Origin of the sequence: Vreelandella sulfidaeris (genome assembly GCF_042429665.1) — a bacterium.
GTDB lineage: Bacteria > Pseudomonadota > Gammaproteobacteria > Pseudomonadales > Halomonadaceae > Vreelandella.
This window is the reverse complement of record NZ_JBHMAC010000011.1, coordinates 95,143-113,078: the sequence shown is the minus strand read 5'-3', so window position 1 is coordinate 113,078 and position 17,936 is coordinate 95,143. Positions and strand designations below refer to the sequence as shown.

Here is a 17,936-nt window from a genome sequence, read left to right as displayed (position 1 = left end):
ATGGGTATTCAACAGACACTCCAAAATATCGAGCCGCATTTCCACAAAGGCGGGAAGTATGAAAAGTTCTATCCGCTTTTTGAGGCGGTAGATACGATTTTCTACTCACCGCCGAGCGTGGCTAAAACCACCGCTCACGTGCGTGACGGCATCGACCTTAAACGCATCATGATTACCGTCTGGATGTGTACCTTCCCGGCCATGTTCTTCGGTATGTGGAACGCAGGTTGGCAGGCAAATACGGCCATCGAAGCGGGCTATGCCTCTATGGGAGGCTGGCGTGAAGCAATTTTGATGACGCTTGCTTCTGGACATGATGCCAGCAGCTTGTGGGCCAACTTTGTCTTGGGCGCGACTTATTTCTTACCCATCTATCTGGTCACGTTTGTCGTGGGCGGGTTCTGGGAAGTGCTGTTTGCGATCAAGCGTGGCCATGAAGTGAACGAAGGCTTCTTCGTCACTTCTGTGCTGTTTGCGTTGATACTGCCGGCCACTATTCCTCTTTGGCAGGTCGCTCTTGGTATCACCTTCGGTGTGGTGATTGGTAAGGAAATTTTCGGCGGCACGGGTAAAAACTTCTTGAACCCCGCGCTTACCGGGCGTGCTTTTCTTTACTTCGCTTACCCCGCGCAAATTTCTGGCGATGCTGTATGGGTGGCTGCGGATGGCTATACAGGTGCTACTCCGCTGTCGATGGCTTTCCAGGAAAGTATGGCAACAATGACGGATACCTATAGCTGGTGGGATGCTTTCTATGGCTTCATTCCAGGCTCTGTAGGTGAAGTTTCGACCTTGGCAATCTTGATCGGCTTAGCAGTACTGTTATGGACACGCATTGCCTCATGGCGAATCGTGCTGGGGGTTTTCCTCGGTATGGTGGCTACCAGTACGCTATTTAACCTGGTCGGCTCTGACAGCAACGAAATGTTTGCCATGCCTTGGTACTGGCACTTGGTTATTGGTGGTTTCGCCTTTGGTATGGTCTTCATGGCAACGGATCCGGTATCAGCCTCGATGACCAATCAGGGCCGGCTGATCTTTGGTGCGCTGATCGGCGTCATGACTGTTTTGATTCGCGTTGTGAATCCGGCTTTCCCGGAAGGCATCATGTTGGCGATACTGTTTGCTAACCTGTTTGCACCGCTGATCGACCATTTCTTCGTCCAGGCCAACATTAAGCGTCGCGTGAAGCGAACCGGCGTTCCGGCCGAGGAGACTGCCTAATGGCACAAAGTAATAACTCCATCAAGAAAGTCCTGATTGTGGCGTTTGCACTCTGTATCGTGTGCTCTGTCATCGTCTCGACGGCAGCGGTCGCATTACGACCTGCCCAGCAGTTGAATCAGGAGCTTGACCGTAAAACCAACATCTTAAACGTTGCCAAGCTATTTGAGCCGGGCATGGACGTTGAAGAAGTGTTTCGCGAGCAGATCACTGCTCGGGTAGTGAATCTGGAAACCGGCGAGTACAGCGATGAATTTGATCCTGATACGTACGATAGCTTTGAGGCGGCGCGTGACCCCGCCTCTGGTCGCACGCTTTCAGGTGATCAGGATATCGCTGGCCTCTCACGGGTTGAAAACTATGCCACGGTGTATCTGGTAGGCAGTGAAGACGACCCGGAACAGATTGTGCTACCGATTCGTGGTCAAGGTCTTTGGGGGCTGATGCGCGGCTTTTTATCAGTAGAAGGTGATGGCAACACGATTGTCAGTATCACCTACTATGAGCATAGCGAAACCCCAGGCCTGGGCGCTGAAGTAAACAATCCGCGCTGGCAAGCACAGTGGGAAGGTAAGAAAATTTACGATGAAGAGGGCGACCTTTCACCGGAAATTCACCTGACCAAAGGCGGTGCTAGCAGCGAATACGAAGTCGATGCGCTATCTGGCGCTACGCTAACCAGTAACGGCGTGACGAACATGCTGCAGTTCTGGTTAAGCGAAGAAGGATTCGGTCCCTATTTGGCAAAATTCCGCAGCGGTACTGAACCGGAAGATGCCGAAGATACCGACACCAACTTCGAAGACGTTGAGGGGGCCTGATCATGGCGGACGTAAATGCAAAAGGCGTTTTAACAGCGCCTATATTCCAGAACAACCCTATTGCACTGCAAATTCTGGGGATCTGTTCGGCACTGGCGGTAACCACCAGCATGAGTGTCTCGCTGGTCATGGCGCTGGCGGTTATTTTTGTAACGTCGTTTTCAAATCTGTTTGTATCGTTGATCAGGAATCATATTCCATCATCGATCCGCATCATCGTACAGATGACCATCATTGCCTCGCTGGTAATTGTGGTAGACCAGATATTGAAAGCGTACGCCTATGAAATGTCTAAACAGCTGTCCGTATTCGTGGGCTTGATCATTACCAACTGTATCGTCATGGGGCGTGCAGAAGGCTTTGCAATGTCCAACACGCCAGGCATGTCGTTTTTAGATGGTATCGGTAACGGTCTAGGCTATGGCTTCGTGCTGATGGTGGTTGGCTTTGTGCGTGAATTGCTGGGTTCTGGCAGCGTGTTTGGATTCACTATCCTTCAACCCATCCAAGATGGTGGCTGGTACGTTCCCAACGGTCTGCTGTTACTGCCGCCTTCCGCGTTCTTTATTATCGGTCTACTGATCTGGGTTCTACGCTCTGTAAATCCTGAGCAGGTAGAAGATAATGAGTTCAAAATGAAGGAAAACAGCAAGCCCAAGGAGGCCGTGTAACATGGAACATTATCTGAGTCTTTTTGTTGCCTCGGTGTTTGTTGAAAACATGGCACTGGCTTTCTTTTTGGGGATGTGTACGTTTTTGGCGGTTTCCAAAAAGGTATCCTCAGCGATCGGTTTGGGTATTGCGGTAATTGTTGTATTGACCGTGACGGTGCCGGTCAACAATTTAGTGTTTACCTACTTGCTTCAGGAAGGGGCACTGACCTGGACCGGTATTAGTGGTGCTGAGAATATTGATCTGTCTTTCCTTGGCCTTCTCTCCTATATCGGTGTTATTGCCGCGTTGGTACAAATCATGGAGATGTTCCTTGATAAGTACGTACCGTCGCTCTATAACGCGCTGGGGGTTTTCCTGCCGCTGATTACCGTAAACTGTGCCATCCTGGGTGGCGTACTGTTCATGGTGGAGCGTAGCTATAACTTTGGTGAAGCCGTGGTCTATGGTTTCGGTGCAGGTACCGGTTGGGCGTTGGCGATCGCCGCGTTGGCAGGTATTCGTGAAAAGCTGAAGTACAGCGATGTGCCGGGTGGCCTTCAAGGGTTGGGCATTACTTTCATCACCGTGGGGCTAATGTCGTTGGGCTTTATGTCCTTCTCAGGCATTCAGCTTTAATCGGAGCCGGTTTTTTTCAGCGGTGCCCGAGGCGCCGCTGATGAACAGAAAACCTTCAGCAATAGGAAACCGACATGGTTGATACAACAGTCATCTTGCTCGGTGTTGTCATGTTTACGATCATCGTTATTAGTTTAACGGCGATCATATTGGCAGCGCGAAGCAAGTTAGTGAGTAGCGGGGACGTGACCATTGAGGTTAATGGCGACCCTGAGCACACCTTGAAGACCCAAGCCGGTGGCAAGCTGCTGAATACGCTTGCTGCTAACGGTATTTTCCTCTCTTCCGCCTGTGGTGGCGGTGGCTCTTGTGCCCAGTGTAAGTGCCGGGTGGAAGAGGGCGGTGGTTCTATTTTGCCGACCGAAGAGTCCCACTTCACCATGCGTGAGAAAAAAGAGGGCTGGCGGCTCTCTTGCCAGGTGCCGGTCAAGCAGGACATGAAAGTAGAGGTTCCTGAAGAAGTCTTTGGGGTTAAAAAGTGGGAAACTGAGGTTATTGCTAACCCTAACGTTGCCACGTTTATCAAAGAACTGAACCTGAAGCTGCCCGAGGGCGAAGAAGTTGCTTTCCGTGCAGGCGGCTATGTACAGCTTGTTGCACCGCCGTACGATGTCAAATTCTCTGACTTTGATATCGAAGACGAGTACCGGGGTGATTGGGATAAATTTGATATGTTCAAAATTTCCCATAAGAACAGCGAGGAAGTGATTCGCGCTTACTCCATGGCGAACTACCCCGATGAAAAGGGTATCCTCAAGTTCAATATCCGTATCGCGACGCCGCCTCCTGGCACTGACCATCCGCCCGGCTTGATGTCGACGTATGTCTTTAGCCTAAAAGAGGGTGATAAGGTTACCGTCATGGGGCCGTTCGGTGAGTTCTTTGCCCGTGATACTGACGCCGAGATGATCTTTATCGGCGGTGGTGCAGGTATGGCACCGATGCGTAGTCATATCTTCGATCAGCTGAAGCGCTTGAAGTCTGATCGTAAGATCACCTTCTGGTACGGGGCGCGCTCCTGGCGTGAAACCTTCTACAACGAAGAGTACGACCAGTTAGCCGAAGAGTTCCCCAACTTTGAGTGGCACTTGGCGCTTTCTGATCCCCAGCCGGAAGATAACTGGGAAGGGGCAACAGGCTTTATCCATAATGTGCTGTACGAAGAGTATCTGAAGAACCACCCTGCGCCTGAAGATTGCGAGTACTACATGTGTGGGCCGCCTATGATGAACGCCTCGGTTATCAAGTTACTGCTTGATATGGGCGTTGAGCCGGAAAATATCCTTCTGGATGATTTCGGCGGCTAAGGAAGCGATTTATCCATGCCGCACTGATGCTATTGAGAAAGGGTGTGACAGGTGGATAGTGAGCGCGACGGGGCTGGCCTTTTGGCTGGCCCCGTTTGTTTTTAGGCATGGTTCAAGGGCATTTGCTTAAAGGGTACTCATGTGTGTTCTTGCTATGCCGTGATGTAATGGTTACGCATGTTGATAGGGTCAACGATAGCTAGCCAGCGGTCTTTTCGAACCATTACCCTGTCAGGCCAAGCAGCGATGATAAGAAGAGAGTAGCTAGGGTATAATTAATTCAAAGAAAGGCGACCGTGAGGCACTTATCGATACGACTGTTGTCGGCAGGTAAGGCACTAACGTAACGCAAGGCAATATTGCTGGGAGGATGAAATGGCTATTTGGTTACTAGTATTCGGTTTTATGGCTCTGATTATGGGCGTGATGGCGGTAGGCGTCATCATGGGCCGCAAACCCATCGCGGGTTCGTGTGGCGGTTTGAATCAGATTGGAATGAAAGACGGCTGCGATATTTGTGGCGGTAAGGATGAAGTGTGCGAAGAGGAAAACCGTAAGCGGGGCGGTGTTCGCCGCCGTAGCGACGAAAGTCGTGGTGCCGATTTAGGCTACGATGCCACGCGGCGCTAAATAGCAATATCGACACTCAACGTGCGTGTTTTCGGTGAACCACGCTTTACGGCCTCGGTAGTGCAGGATGTTTGCCTGGCTGAGGGTGCCAGTCAGCAGTATAGCAAGGAGAAGCAGAGAGTATGGCGGTTCACAATTACGATGTTGTGGTGATCGGTACTGGGCCTGCGGGTGAAAGCGCTGCCATTAATGCCGCAAAACATGGCAAGCGCGTCGCGATTATTGAAAAGCAGGTTCAGGTCGGAGGCAATTGTACTCACTGGGGTACGATACCTTCTAAAGCGTTACGTCATCAGGTCAAGCAGATCATGGCGTTCAACACCAACAGAATGTTCCGCGATATTGGTGAGCCTCGGTGGTTCTCTTTTCCCAAAGTGATGGAGCGCTCACGAGGCACTATCGATAAACAGGTCGAGATGCGCACCACGTTTTATGCCCGCAATCGAATCGACTTATTTCACGGAGTGGCCCGTTTCAAGGACGAACACACCCTGCAGGTGCGTGATCGACAAGAAGGCATGGAAGAGCTGGTGGCCAAACAGGTGGTCATTGCGACTGGGTCACGTCCTTACCGTCCGGCGGATATCAATTTCCGTCATCCGCGCATCTATTGTTCTGATACGATTTTGAGCCTTTCCCATACTCCGCGAACGCTGATTATTTTTGGCGCCGGTGTAATAGGCTGTGAATATGCGTCGATCTTCTCAGGCTTAGGGCTCAAAGTAGACCTCATTAATAACCGCGACAGCCTGTTATCCTTTCTGGACGGTGAGATCAGTGATGCGCTTTCCTATCACCTGCGTAAGCATGGCGTTCTGGTTCGTCATAATGAGGAGTACGCAAGCGTTGAGGGCGACGAATCAGGGGTGGTGGTGCACTTGAAATCAGGTAAGAAGCTGCGTGCCGATGCGTTCTTATGGGCAAATGGTCGTACCGGCAATACGGATAGCCTGGGGCTGGAAAATATTGGCTTAAAGGCTAACGGCCGAGGACAGTTGAGTGTAGACGAGCATTACCGTACCGAGGTGCCGCATGTCTACGCTGCCGGGGATGTGATTGGTTGGCCAAGCCTTGCCAGTGCCGCCTACGATCAAGGCTTGAATTCATGTAATGAACTTCTCGATAAAGAATACCGCTTTGTCAGCGATGTCCCTACCGGGATTTATACGATTCCCGAGATCAGTTCGTTCGGCCCCAATGAGCGTGAGCTAACGGAAGCGAAGGTGCCTTATGAAGTAGGCAAAGCCTTCTTCAAAGACACTGCCCGGGCACAAATAACCGGCGATACCGTGGGTATGCTTAAAATTCTGTTTCATCAAGACACCTTGGAAATACTGGGCATACACTGTTTTGGGGACCAAGCCTCGGAAATTTTGCATATCGGTCAAGCCATCATGCAGCAGAAGGGCGATGCCAATACGCTTAAGTACTTTGTGAATACAACGTTTAACTACCCTACCATGGCTGAGGCTTATCGCGTGGCTGCGCAGAATGGCTTAAACCGAGTCTTTTAAGCTGATCTGTCGTTATTCCGGTGCACTCAACGAGTCGCTGGTATGGTTTAGGAGCGAACGAAAGGATGGCTTACCGAGCGGTGCCGTTGACGTGATGGTTGGCAATAGGCTCTCGACTCGGTTGCGCCCCAGTGATTTGGCTTTATAGAGCGCTTTATCTGCAAAGGAGTAAAGCTGCTCGAAGTTAAGAGTTCCGCTAATGTCAGTGGTCACCCCAATGCTAATGGTAGGGTTATCATCGGCCTCCAGGCCGCTAAGCTGATTAGCTTCAACTTCTCGGCGCAGCCGGTCGGCCACCTGCAAAGCATCATGCGTGCTGGTGTTGGGCATTAATAAACAAAATTCTTCGCCTCCAATTCTGGCTAGCGTGTCGGTCGGGCGGCTCAATTGGCGCAGCTTTTTGCTGATTTGGCGTAGGACTTCATCGCCGATAGGGTGGCCGTAAGTATCGTTAATACGTTTAAAGTAATCCAAGTCCAGCAACATTAGGCTCAGCGGTGCTTGATCACGCTGGGCCTGTTTGAGCGCACCAGAGGCAACATTGACTAAATGTCGACGGTTATAAAGCCCCGTTAACTCATCCGTTAGCATCATCTGGTGCATAAGGCGACGTTGGTGATGCAGATGAATAACTTCCATACACAGCGTGATAGTCGCGCTTACCACCAACACAAGCAGTACGCTGACGCCTAGGGTCAGACGCTGCATGACCAGACGTTGCTGAGCAGAAACCGCTTGAATTTGCTCTAGCAGCTGTTCATATAGCCACATCTGGTAGTGGCCGATCTCTATAGCGGCTTGCTGTACTTCCTCAATCAGCTCCGGGCGCTGAGTGCTTTCTTGAGCTTGTCGATGGAGTTGGGTAAGGCGGTGATCGAGCTTGATAAAATGTTTATGAAGATTATCAATGTCAGCGTTAAGGTGGCGATGGTGGTCGATGCTCGTACGTATGTTGTTTAAATGTTGGTGCGACAGGGTAAGAAAATAACCAATGTACCTAATTTGTTCGCCATTAGGCTGGCGGCTGCCCTCTTCAAGGGCGAGCTGTAATTGAGGCGTGGCTTGCTGGGCCAGAAAAATACTGCTAACCAATTTAGTGTAGTCAGCGCTGGCCTTTTGATAGGTACTGTAAACAAAGCTGCCCATCACTATAGACATCGCCAACAGGATGACGGCAAAAACAGATGCCATTCGCCAGCGAGTCTGGTTATAAAGATGGTTCATCATGACGAGACGTTCAACGCCATGATAAGAGTGACAACACGCCTGGCTATCTGCACAGGTAGCCGTTGAGTGTAAAAGTGATGAACATAATAATGCTTCCATTGCATACGGCAGTTCCTCATGGCGCCTTCCCATCAATGGTTAGGTAGACCAATGAACAGCTTAAAACGTCGTCCTTGTATTACTTAAACATTCGTTTGCAGCATCTACTATCCAACAACTTTACTAATTACAGGCTCATACTTATCCTCGCCATGATTGGTGTTGAGGGTAATCATTGTTGCTTAGGTGCCGCTCGGCAGCGAATTCAGCGCGAGGCGTGCTTTTTGTTGCCAGCTTCCTTCACGTTTAGCAGCCTGGGCCAGTGCTTCACGTGCAGCGCCATTTTCCTCCATTTGAATCAATAAAAGACCTAAATTAAGCCAGCCTGCTCCCAGGTTGCTATCCAGTTCCGTTGATCTTTCAAAAGCATTCCGAGCCTCATCAAGCTGATGATTCGCGTAAAGCGCGTTGCCCAGCGCAAACTGTCCCATCGCACTCGTGGGGTGGCGCTCTATAAATGCTTGCCAGCTGGTTAGCGCTGCGCGGGGTCCGTGGGTTTCTTCATAGGCGCTAATGGCCTCTAGCGCATTACGGGCGGAAATACCGTCAGGGATGGTGCCCGGTTCGGCAATGATAAATCCCCAGCGTTTAGCGCGTGCCCAGGTAGCGTCGAAGCGGCTAAACGACATGGTGTGACGCCTGATTTCTCCGCTTCGCAGAATGAGCGTTTCATCAGGGAGGTCGTAGCCAATAGCGACCGCGTAATGCCACATAGGGTAAATAGGCAGTGATAAATTTTGCATCACTACCACGGGATCGCCTGCTGCCAAATGGTTCAGTAGTGCATCCATCGTGCCGCGGATGGGAAACGCCAGCTGTTCGTAGCGCCGCACGGTCGCCAGCATTTCAGGCTGCACGCTGCCCTCACGGTGTGGCAAAAAAAGTTGTGGAGTGAGCTGCTCTATATCGGTATCAACTCCCTGATAGTTGAGTACCATGGCGAGCGTGGCGGGCCCACATTGAAACTTTGTTTGGGAAAAAAAGGGAAGGTTTACTATTTCCTCCTGAGGCGGGAGAGATTGATAGCTGCTTTGCAGTAATACCGGGTTTCGCGCGCATCCGGTTAGAACCAGAAAGATAATAAAAACGCCCGCAAAGCGGGCGTTAGTAAACAGATAGCTCATGTGCAGCCTATCGATTAACGAGTAAACGGGTATACGTCGGTCAGACCAAGAATATCGGTAATCAACAGAATAACGAAGACGGCAAATAGAGCGCCGACGATACCGCCACCAGCACCTGCTGGCAGTTGCTCAAGCTGATTGGCCATTTGTTGCGCTTCAGCATCACTTAATGCCGCAACGCGAGCATCGACTTCGTTTAGATCCACACCCTGTTTTAGCAGCTGATCCTGTACATCGGCACGTGCCAGAATCTCATTGATACGTTCGCGATCAGCGCCCGCACGATCAGCTGACAAAACAGATTGGGTAGAGACTAAATCCAGCGACTGTGGTGACGCCGGGGCGGCGGCAACGGGTAAGCTGGTAATAACGAGCGCCGCAATTAGCAGGCTTGAGAGGTAGGCACGCACTTTGTTCATCGTCTTATTCCTTAGACTGGTCGAGTGGGACAAGCTGGTTGGCTTGAACTATTTTAGTTTGAACTATTTTGTCATGAATCAGGAGTATAGAAACAAATGGAGCATTTTTTAAGTCTTCTGTGCAAGGTGCTAATTATTTGCACTTATACGATAGGTCCAGGCTGTTTCAGAGAGCAGCCCTCGGCCGCCTGCCAGGGTCATGGCCAGGTCGTTTAGCCCAGGCCATAGTGGCACTGGAGCCGCACCTTTAACGGCTAAATCAAGCCGTTGTGCCATTAACAGTAATTTATGTAACCGTTTCATCGGCAGACGACTAATAGCTTTATGATAAGCAGGGCGCCGCTTGTCAAAAATCATCGGTTTTTGGCTTTTGCAGGCATGCTCAAAGCTTTGTCCTTGATCCAGGTGCTGATGTAGTGAAAGCAATGTCCGCAATTCACGACTAAGCGCCCACAGCACGATAGGGGCTTCAACACCTTCACTGCGCAGCCCATTGATGATACGAGCAGCACGGCTGGGTTCGCCTTTTAAGCAGGCGTCCGCCAAGTTGAAAACATCGAAACGGCTGCTGTCTTCCACTCCCTGGGCGATGCTTTCTACATTCAAACGGGTGCCTTGTGGATGAATCAGCGCCAGCTTTTGAAGCTCCTGATCGGCGGCCAGTAAGTTGCCCTCGGTGCGCTCACCCAGCAAGCGTGCCGCCTCCAGATCGATTTGTAAGCCGTGATGTGATGCACGATCCCGCAACCAGTAGCCCAAGCGGGAGGCATCCACTGGCCATACCGGGACGAATAATCCATGTTTATCCAGCGTTTTAAACCAGGCACTTTTTTGTTGCTTGGCGTCCAGCTTGCCCATACTGATGAGCAAGATATCATCGCTGCTATCCAAGGTGTCGCCGTACTGCGCCAGCGCTTTTGCGCCTTCCTGGCCTAGCTTGTGATTGCCCAAACGCAATTCAAGCAATTTACTGGTCGCAAACAGCGAAAGGTTGCTCGACATTTCCATCAAGCGGCCCCACGCGAAGTTAGGCTCGACATCCAATACTTCGCGCTCTTCAACACCTGATTGCCGCGCAGCCGCCCGCACCGCATCGCAGGCGTCGCGATGCTGTAAGGGTTCGTCGCCTGCGACGATTACCACGCGCGGAAGCTTTTTTGCCAACGCAGCGGGTAGCTGATCAGCAAATAGCTTCACTGCATCCCCTCAAGGTAAGCAATACGCTCAATGATGCGCATCGAAAGCTTGCGGACCAGCTCCTGCTCGGCTTCCTGCATCAGTGTTTCTCGGTTAAGCAAGTCGTCTTCGCTGACTCGGATTTGAGTGTTTACCGACAGCGTTTCGTTGTTTAGGTAATAGGCGTTGGATGACCGCTCTTGTACCGATAGGGTCGTACGTAGCGTTAGCTCATGTTCACGGCTGGCTCGGCCATCGTTGCCCAAGCCTCGTTGAGTTAAGACCGGCGTCCCTAGCGTCACTCTCCACGGTGAATCCTGCGTTACCGGGATACCTCGCTGCTGTAAGCGCGAAGCGATCTGTTGAGCCACGGCGCTGTTGGTATCACCTTCTAACGAAAGGGGCGGAATCGTTGGCATCGATTCGCTGCCGCGCAGGTGAAAACCACAGCCACTAAGCAGCACCGCCGCTGAAGCGGCGATGCTGAGGGTTAGAAACGTTCGACGCTTCATCCGCTCACCACAATATTGACCAGTTTACCGGGCACCACGATCACCTTGCGTACAGTGTTACCTTCTAGGAAGCGCTGTACGTTTTCGTGTTCCATGGCAAGTTTTTCGATAGACGCTTTATCTGCACTGGCCGCGACTTCTAAACGAGCGCGTAACTTGCCGTTGACTTGTACCACCAGTTCAATGTTGTCGCGGGTAAGCGCGGCGTCGTCAACGGCTGGCCAGCGGGCTTCAATCGCAGGCTCGCTGTAGCCCAGATTTTGCCACAGGCTATGACACAAGTGTGGTGTGATCGGAGCAAGTAACAGTACGCAGGCTTCCAGCGCCTCGCGGCTAACGGCCAGGCCAAGCGCTGAGGCGTCGTCAAACTTGCCAATCGCGTTGGAGAGCTCCATGACCGCTGCAATGGCGGTATTGAAGGTGGTGCGGCGGCCAATGTCGTCGCTGGCTTTCTTGATCGTTTCGTGCGTTTTGCGACGCAGCGCCTTTTGATCATCGTTAAGCGCATCAAGCGTAAGCTCGCCGGGAGTGCCCGCTTCAAGGTGCTCGCTGACTTGGCGGTAGAGCCGCTTCAAGAAGCGATGCGCGCCTTCCACGCCGGAATCCGACCACTCCAATGACTGCTCGGGCGGGGCGGCGAACATCATGAACAGGCGTACTGTATCGGCACCAAACTTGTCGATCATCGATTGCGGGTCGACGCCGTTGTTTTTCGACTTGGACATTTTTTCAATGCCACCCATCTCGACCGGCTCGCCATCGCTCATCAGGATCGCGCTAAGCGGACGGCCTTTCTCGTCACGCTTCACTTCCACATCAGCAGGGTTGAACCACTGCTTGCCACCGTTAGCTTGCGTACGATAGAAGGTTTCCGCGATGACCATGCCCTGGGTCAAGAGCTGCTGGAAGGGCTCGTCGCTCTCAACCAAGCCAAAGTCGCGCATCAGCTTGTGGAAGAAACGCGCGTAGAGCAGGTGCAAGATGGCGTGCTCGATACCGCCAATGTAAAGATCTACCGGCAGCCAGTAGTTGGCGCGCTCATCCAGCATGGCTTCATGGTTGTCGGCGCAGCAGAAGCGCGCAAAGTACCAGGAGGACTCCATGAACGTATCGAAAGTATCCGTCTCGCGAACCCAGCCGTCACCCAAATCCGAAAACTCGGGCATTTTCTTGAGCGGTGAGCCGGAGGCATCCACGGTGACTTCCATGGGCAGCTCGACCGGCAGTTCTGCATCGGTCAGCGGAACGGTCTGGCCTTCCGGGCCGTACTTGACTGGAATCGGCGCGCCCCAGTAGCGCTGACGAGCAACGCCCCAATCGCGCAGGCGGAAGTTGGTCTTAACCTCGCCACGTCCCATATCAGCAAGCTTTTGGGCGATGGCATCGAACGCCTGCTCGAAATCAAGACCATCGAATTCGCCTGAGTTGATCAGCGTGCCGTGCTCAACATAAGCACCTTCGGAAAGATCCGGGCTCTGGCCATTTTCATCGGCAATGACGGGTTTGATTTCCACGCCGTACTTGGTGGCAAATTCCCAGTCGCGCTGATCGTGAGCAGGAACGGCCATTACGGCGCCGGTACCAAACTCCATCAGCACAAAATTGGCGACATATACGGGCACTTTATCGCCGGTCAGCGGGTGGACCGCCCTATGTCCGGTCGCCATGCCCAGTTTTTCCTTGGTCGCCATTTCCGCTTCCGAGGTGCCGCCTTTGGCGCACTCAACACAAAATGCTGCCAGCTCACTGTTCTGCTCAGCCGCCTGTTTGGCCAGCGGGTGGCCAGCGGCGACCGCCACATAGGTAACACCGAGCAGCGTATCAGGACGAGTGGTGTAAACCGCTAGTGGCTCCGCCGCGCTTCCATCTGCCGCTTCAATATCAAAACTCAGCTCCACGCCACGCGACTTGCCAATCCAGTTGCGCTGCATGGTCTTGACCTGTTCGGGCCATTCCACCTTGTCCAGATCCGCCAGCAGTTCTTCCGCGTAGTCGGTAATCTTCAAAAACCACAGTGGAATTTCCTTGCGCTCAACCAGCGCGCCGGAACGCCAGCCTCGGCCATCGATCACTTGCTCATTGGCAAGCACGGTTTGATCCACCGGGTCCCAATTAACGGTCGACATCTTTTTATACACCAAGCCTTTTTCTACCAGCTTGGTGAAGAACCACTGCTCCCAGCGGTAGTAGCTGGTATCGCAGGTGGCAAATTCACGGCTCCAGTCGTAGGCAAAGCCCAGCGCCTTTAACTGGTTTCGCATATAGTCGATATTTTGATAGGTCCATTTGGCCGGCGGTACCTGATTCTGGATAGCCGCGTTTTCCGCCGGCATACCAAAGGCGTCCCAGCCCATGGGCTGCATGACGTTTTTGCCCTGCATACGCTGAAAGCGCGATACGACATCGCCGATTGTATAGTTACGCACGTGCCCCATATGCAGCTTACCGCTGGGGTAAGGGAACATGGAGAGGCAGTAAAACTTCTCGCGATTCGCGTCCTCTACTGCTTTGAAACACTGATGTTTGTCCCAGTACTGTTGGGCGTCGCGTTCGATTTCACGAGGGCTGTAGTGTGCGTCCATCGGTTTATTAATGCCTTGGCGTATTCGCCCAAAAGGGGCGCAAAGTGAATGTGAGATGACATCTGTCAGATAAGTAGCGTCGATTGTATCCTATGCAGGTGTATCCTTGAACGGTCAGCCGATGATAGGTCACCGTACGCGTCGACAAAAGGAGAGGCAGGATGAGCAAGCAACAGACTGATAACCGTCTACGAGAAGGCTATGAACGTTTATTAGAGCGCATGCAGGGCGGTGCTAATGAACTAACGTGGGATAATTTACAGAAGGATTTGGACGACGCGGTTGAATTTGAGTCGGAGCTTGAAGAGTACACCAAAGACGAGCTGGCGTTACTGCGTGCCTGGGTAGAGCGCGATCTTAAAGATATGCGCTATTACATGGCCGATACCGGTAAACAGGTGGCTAGCTGGTTGGGCATCGATATCGACCAGCTTTCACGCCGAGTGGCTGAATCACTCCTTTCGATTGCCGACCGCAGCGTGGTTGAGCGCGAACGCTTTGAGGACGACCTTGAAGCCGCCCGAGCTGACTATTGCGAGGGCGAAATAGCGGCCCCCGGCCTTATGGCCTGCACGCATTGTGACGCCCAGGTGATGTTACCCACCGTGGCGCGTTTAGAACCCTGCCACCAGTGTGGTCATCGCTACTTCTATCGCTTCCCTAGCAATATCGTTGAGACCTAAGCGCAAGGTTGCGAGGAAGGAGCACACATTTCCAGAACAAGCGCTGAGTGATGACTCAGCTGGCTAAAAAACCGATGCCTGCGATCGCCCCCAGCGAAAGCAGGCTCATCACTGCCGCGTAGAGCATATTGTTTTTCATCATGCGGTAGCCACTTACCCCATAGCGCCCCTGTAGCGAAAGGTTAATACCGGACAGCGGCCCAACGCTGGTGCCCACCGCCCAGGAGCTTACCGCCACGAAGGCAAAGAGGGTTTGCTCTCCCTCCTGCAGGTTGAGCATTGACGCCAGGACCGACACGCCAATAATCGGATGAAGCCCTGCCAGAGCACTCAACGTAATCGTCGCAAAACTGAGCATTGCCTGAAAAGTGCCAAATCGGCTGAACAGTGTCCAGTCGCTGCCTGCAGCGGCGGACACCAACGTTGATAGCCCGATGGTCAAAAGGCCCGCCGCTAGAAATAATGAAATCTCCCCACGCATGGCAGGTAGTCGCGTAGTGGTGTGCTGGTTAAGTCGGCGCAGGGTAAAGAGCGGGCCATGAGGCAGGTTGCTCAATAACGCTACGCTAGGCAGTAGAAAGGTAATGATACTGACAATGGTCAGGGCGGGGGTAAGCCAAAAATGGAACAACATCACCAGAGAGGCCATGCCCACTGGCATGAGTAGGCTGCGAGGCGCTAGTGAATAACCATCTACCTCGCTAAGGTCAAATCGCTTGCGCAATTCCAATGTGGTTAACAGCCCCGATAGCATCGCAATAGGAAAGCCCACGACGGCAATTTGTGCGTACTGCACTTCGGGCACCAGGGCGATGACAACCCCCATGGACGCAAAAAAGGGCGACCATAATGCTGCACTGGACAGCCCACGGTTAAGTGCCAACAATTGCGGTGTAGTAAGCGGCGCGCGCCGAGCCAGCTTGTCGCCCACCATAAAAACAGTCGAAAGATTTAAAATAGTGCCTAGAAAATGCACACCCAGCCAGGTGCTGAGCACGCCGCCCGTGCCAGTTACGCGTTGGCCCGACGCCCCTTTATTACCTTGTTTGCCAATCAGAGAGATAAAGCTAACACCCACCAGCATGGAGACCACGAACGAATTACCTTGCCACATCGCGGGCCAGTCCACCTCGGCGTCATACACAAACCGCGCCACCAGCAGCATGCCTACACCCAGCGCAATCAATACGCCCGCCTGAATCCGCGAACGCCGGGGAATATCCCGCCATAGCAATACTACTGCCGTCCATAACAAGTAGCTCACCGCATGAGCGGTGTTTAACCAATCGGTAAAGCCAATAATTTGAGCGATTAACCCAACCAGAATCAGCACGCCCGCTAAGCGCTGCCGAGGAGTTGTCTGTTGCATGCCAGTCCCTTGTTAGTGAATTAGCAGGCTAATCGGATTTGCGGAGGAAGGCCAGCGGTAAGCTAAGAGTTAGGCGTAGGTGCTTTTCGTAGCGCATGGTAACGAGCGAAGCGAGGCAACTGTGAAAGTAACGTACAGCGGTACCAGATTAATTTTGCCAAAGAGCTGTTGTCCCAGGTAGGAAACACTTTTTATTGTACCGGCACGTGATCTAAGAAAAATTTATCAATAAGGTAAGGTTAATGAGTTACACAGGTCGCAACGGGAGCGTTGTAACATAATCTAGGTGTGCCGTGGCGGTAGCGTGCTTTCGTTTTAGTTCATTAGCCTAAAGGGCTGCGCAAACCAGCAAATTCCTTCCCTTAATCAGGAAGGCCATCGAGTTCATAGGTCCAGAAAATTGATTTAATATGCGCATAACTTCTTAGTTAGACAGCACGATAGGTAATCGACGTGGGCATGTAGGTCGTGAAAAGGCGCCAATATCACCTAATGGTGCTCCAGAAAAGTCTGGACTTCAGAAAGGCCTATACTGGCAGGGTATCTCACCCTTTTGTTTTCAGATATCCAGCTTGAGCGCTAACGGTTCATTCAAGCCGATTGCGCTGCGCGGCTTAATTAAGTGTTAGGTAACGCATACACGAATTCATAACCAAAATATTAAACTGGCTTAGTACTACCATGGCTCCGCAATACAGGGACAATATAATTGGGCGACGTTATTGGTGGTCGTAACTATATCTGTGAACGGGGCGACACATCTCGAAAAATTAAAACGTATCTAAAAATTACTTAAAAAGGTATCTACATCTCTTTTTTAAAAAAGTCATCGACATCATTTATTGTTCAAAGAGAATAATATTATTTAAAAAAGCAAGCAAGAATGTTAAAAAACAGTTGATGTAGTGTGATGGTTTTTATTTTATCGCACGATTTTGCATGAAAATAACAAGAAAATTAATACCAATAAAGAGTTTTAGCTTTATCTGTTCGAAAGCAAATTTTTTTACAATTAGGCATTAAGTGCAAAATCAAAATTTGAGTTTCATGTAGTAAATGGTTATAATCGTTAGCCTCACCCACGGGATGGCTAAAGTCCGTCCTTAACAAAACGTTAGTTAATACTTCGAGATGTATCATGAAATACTTCTTTCCCTCCTTGTTCATGTTGGTATTGATTGCTCTAAATGGTTGTTCAACAACGCTATACCCGCAAACACCTGACAGAGCAAAACTCATCGAAGAAATCATTCAAAAATCAGTAATGGTTCAAACTGTTGCTAACAGCAACTATAAAAAGAAAACCGAAGAAGAAATAATTGAATTATCAAAATTTTCAACATTAGAAAGAAAGCAAAAGATTACTACGCCCCTTTCTTCCGATTACTGGAGTAATTATGAAAATAATCTAGTTTTATTTACCAGAGATATGAATAGTACAACAGAAAAAGCGCTGTCTGAATACAAAGATGAATACTCTTCCGAGCTTTCTCGAGCAACCGACGAAGAGCTTGAGATATTAGCAAATAGCCCTGACATGGAAAGCACAAAAACATACAAAAAAGTTATGAGGCGTGATGGCTATATGGCTATTTATTACTTTCAAAGCTTAAATAGATTTGAACTTAAAGCTATTCATGATCATTTAGCTAGAATGTCGAAACTAGACAGCGAATATAACGTTTGTAGTTTCTATGAGGATTGCTGGAAGTGAATCTCTTGCAATTATATTCAAAATGCTCGCTGCGATCAATGGGGTAGTCTCAAGCTTTCTCCTAAAGTTAAAGTTAAAGTTAAAGTTAAAGTTAAAGTTATAGAAAAAGAAAAACTAACTAACGGCTAAGTGTGGTAGGGTCGAGCAAGAAGAAGATGTGGGGTGGTCAGCGTGCCGCTCCTCAGCCCTATAACCTCGATCAAAACGCCATGAGGTTGATCAAACTAAAAGGATCAACTCAACCA

The 17,936-nt window shown here is 50.9% G+C and carries 16 protein-coding genes; 9 read left to right on the top strand and 7 right to left on the bottom strand.

Annotation, left to right across the window (positions count from 1 at the left end):
* The 7 genes from ACFFLD_RS12435 to sthA all read left to right on the top strand — a co-directional run bounded on the left by ACFFLD_RS12435 (position 1) and on the right by sthA (position 6,786).
* Positions 1 to 1,224, top strand: a complete 1,224-nt coding sequence (locus ACFFLD_RS12435) for an NADH:ubiquinone reductase (Na(+)-transporting) subunit B (RefSeq protein ID WP_386041080.1) — start codon at positions 1 to 3, stop codon at positions 1,222 to 1,224.
* Complete coding sequence (locus ACFFLD_RS12430) at positions 1,224 to 2,045, top strand: Na(+)-translocating NADH-quinone reductase subunit C (RefSeq protein WP_386041077.1); 822 nt, start codon at positions 1,224 to 1,226, stop codon at positions 2,043 to 2,045. The genes ACFFLD_RS12435 and ACFFLD_RS12430 overlap by 1 nt, the downstream gene beginning before the upstream one ends.
* 2 nt (positions 2,046 to 2,047) lie before the next feature.
* On the top strand, positions 2,048 to 2,716 hold the full coding sequence (locus ACFFLD_RS12425; RefSeq protein ID WP_386041075.1) for an NADH:ubiquinone reductase (Na(+)-transporting) subunit D: 669 nt from the start codon (positions 2,048 to 2,050) through the stop codon (positions 2,714 to 2,716).
* Position 2,717: 1 nt separating this feature from the next.
* Positions 2,718 to 3,335: an NADH:ubiquinone reductase (Na(+)-transporting) subunit E gene (gene nqrE / locus ACFFLD_RS12420; protein WP_240719763.1), complete on the top strand. Its 618-nt coding sequence runs from the start codon at positions 2,718 to 2,720 to the stop codon at positions 3,333 to 3,335.
* A 74-nt stretch (positions 3,336 to 3,409) separates the two neighbouring features.
* Positions 3,410 to 4,642, top strand: a complete 1,233-nt coding sequence (gene nqrF / locus ACFFLD_RS12415; protein WP_386041073.1) for an NADH:ubiquinone reductase (Na(+)-transporting) subunit F — start codon at positions 3,410 to 3,412, stop codon at positions 4,640 to 4,642.
* Between the two features lie 375 nt (positions 4,643 to 5,017).
* On the top strand, positions 5,018 to 5,272 hold the full coding sequence (gene nqrM / locus ACFFLD_RS12410) for a (Na+)-NQR maturation NqrM (RefSeq protein ID WP_386041071.1): 255 nt from the start codon (positions 5,018 to 5,020) through the stop codon (positions 5,270 to 5,272).
* Positions 5,273 to 5,394: 122 nt separating this feature from the next.
* On the top strand, positions 5,395 to 6,786 hold the full coding sequence (gene sthA, locus ACFFLD_RS12405; RefSeq protein ID WP_386041069.1) for a Si-specific NAD(P)(+) transhydrogenase: 1,392 nt from the start codon (positions 5,395 to 5,397) through the stop codon (positions 6,784 to 6,786).
* A gap of 12 nt (positions 6,787 to 6,798) precedes the next feature.
* Here the strand turns inward: sthA and ACFFLD_RS12400 are convergent, their stop codons facing one another.
* The 6 genes from ACFFLD_RS12400 to leuS all read right to left on the bottom strand — a co-directional run bounded on the left by ACFFLD_RS12400 (position 6,799) and on the right by leuS (position 13,925).
* Positions 6,799 to 8,013 carry a GGDEF domain-containing protein gene (locus tag ACFFLD_RS12400; protein ID WP_386041067.1) on the bottom strand — a complete coding sequence of 405 codons (1,215 nt, stop codon included), beginning with the start codon at positions 8,011 to 8,013 and terminating at the stop codon, positions 6,799 to 6,801.
* Between the two features lie 281 nt (positions 8,014 to 8,294).
* Positions 8,295 to 9,236, bottom strand: coding sequence for a PA2778 family cysteine peptidase (locus tag ACFFLD_RS12395; RefSeq protein ID WP_386041065.1), 942 nt, complete (start codon positions 9,234 to 9,236; stop codon positions 8,295 to 8,297).
* A 14-nt stretch (positions 9,237 to 9,250) separates the two neighbouring features.
* On the bottom strand, positions 9,251 to 9,655 hold the full coding sequence (locus ACFFLD_RS12390) for a PA2779 family protein (protein ID WP_386041063.1): 405 nt from the start codon (positions 9,653 to 9,655) through the stop codon (positions 9,251 to 9,253).
* 129 nt (positions 9,656 to 9,784) lie between these two features.
* A complete protein-coding gene (holA, locus tag ACFFLD_RS12385) occupies positions 9,785 to 10,852 on the bottom strand; it encodes a DNA polymerase III subunit delta (RefSeq protein ID WP_386041061.1) in 1,068 nt (355 codons plus the stop codon).
* On the bottom strand, positions 10,849 to 11,343 hold the full coding sequence (locus tag ACFFLD_RS12380) for an LPS-assembly lipoprotein LptE (RefSeq protein WP_386041059.1): 495 nt from the start codon (positions 11,341 to 11,343) through the stop codon (positions 10,849 to 10,851). Before ACFFLD_RS12380 ends, holA begins: the two co-directional genes overlap by 4 nt.
* Positions 11,340 to 13,925: a leucine--tRNA ligase gene (gene leuS, locus ACFFLD_RS12375; RefSeq protein ID WP_386041057.1), complete on the bottom strand. Its 2,586-nt coding sequence runs from the start codon at positions 13,923 to 13,925 to the stop codon at positions 11,340 to 11,342. Before leuS ends, ACFFLD_RS12380 begins: the two co-directional genes overlap by 4 nt.
* Positions 13,926 to 14,086: 161 nt before the next feature.
* Between leuS and ACFFLD_RS12370 the strand changes: the two genes are divergently transcribed.
* Entirely contained in the window at positions 14,087 to 14,608 is a 522-nt protein-coding gene (locus tag ACFFLD_RS12370) for a zinc ribbon-containing protein (RefSeq protein ID WP_386041055.1), read from the top strand.
* Between the two features lie 55 nt (positions 14,609 to 14,663).
* Here the strand turns inward: ACFFLD_RS12370 and ACFFLD_RS12365 are convergent, their stop codons facing one another.
* Complete coding sequence (locus tag ACFFLD_RS12365) at positions 14,664 to 15,977, bottom strand: hypothetical protein (protein WP_386041053.1); 1,314 nt, start codon at positions 15,975 to 15,977, stop codon at positions 14,664 to 14,666.
* Positions 15,978 to 17,115: 1,138 nt separating this feature from the next.
* Here ACFFLD_RS12365 and ACFFLD_RS12360 point away from each other — a divergent pair.
* On the top strand, positions 17,116 to 17,691 hold the full coding sequence (locus tag ACFFLD_RS12360; RefSeq protein WP_386041051.1) for a hypothetical protein: 576 nt from the start codon (positions 17,116 to 17,118) through the stop codon (positions 17,689 to 17,691).
* Positions 17,692 to 17,936 lie beyond the last annotated feature (245 nt).

What these genes read in the sequence shown, in the direction of transcription:
- ACFFLD_RS12435 (WP_386041080.1), top strand. Translation starts at nt 1, where the DNA reads ATGGGTATTCAACAGACACTCCAAAATATCGAGCCGCATTTCCACAAA.
- ACFFLD_RS12430 (WP_386041077.1), top strand. Translation starts at nt 1,224, where the DNA reads ATGGCACAAAGTAATAACTCCATCAAGAAAGTCCTGATTGTGGCGTTT.
- ACFFLD_RS12425 (WP_386041075.1), top strand. Translation starts at nt 2,048, where the DNA reads ATGGCGGACGTAAATGCAAAAGGCGTTTTAACAGCGCCTATATTCCAG.
- nqrE (WP_240719763.1), top strand. Translation starts at nt 2,718, where the DNA reads ATGGAACATTATCTGAGTCTTTTTGTTGCCTCGGTGTTTGTTGAAAAC.
- nqrF (WP_386041073.1), top strand. Translation starts at nt 3,410, where the DNA reads ATGGTTGATACAACAGTCATCTTGCTCGGTGTTGTCATGTTTACGATC.
- nqrM (WP_386041071.1), top strand. Translation starts at nt 5,018, where the DNA reads ATGGCTATTTGGTTACTAGTATTCGGTTTTATGGCTCTGATTATGGGC.
- sthA (WP_386041069.1), top strand. Translation starts at nt 5,395, where the DNA reads ATGGCGGTTCACAATTACGATGTTGTGGTGATCGGTACTGGGCCTGCG.
- ACFFLD_RS12400 (WP_386041067.1), bottom strand. Translation starts at nt 8,013, where the DNA reads ATGATGAACCATCTTTATAACCAGACTCGCTGGCGAATGGCATCTGTT.
- ACFFLD_RS12395 (WP_386041065.1), bottom strand. Translation starts at nt 9,236, where the DNA reads ATGAGCTATCTGTTTACTAACGCCCGCTTTGCGGGCGTTTTTATTATC.
- ACFFLD_RS12390 (WP_386041063.1), bottom strand. Translation starts at nt 9,655, where the DNA reads ATGAACAAAGTGCGTGCCTACCTCTCAAGCCTGCTAATTGCGGCGCTC.
- ACFFLD_RS12380 (WP_386041059.1), bottom strand. Translation starts at nt 11,343, where the DNA reads ATGAAGCGTCGAACGTTTCTAACCCTCAGCATCGCCGCTTCAGCGGCG.
- leuS (WP_386041057.1), bottom strand. Translation starts at nt 13,925, where the DNA reads ATGGACGCACACTACAGCCCTCGTGAAATCGAACGCGACGCCCAACAG.
- ACFFLD_RS12370 (WP_386041055.1), top strand. Translation starts at nt 14,087, where the DNA reads ATGAGCAAGCAACAGACTGATAACCGTCTACGAGAAGGCTATGAACGT.
- ACFFLD_RS12365 (WP_386041053.1), bottom strand. Translation starts at nt 15,977, where the DNA reads ATGCAACAGACAACTCCTCGGCAGCGCTTAGCGGGCGTGCTGATTCTG.
- ACFFLD_RS12360 (WP_386041051.1), top strand. Translation starts at nt 17,116, where the DNA reads ATGAAATACTTCTTTCCCTCCTTGTTCATGTTGGTATTGATTGCTCTA.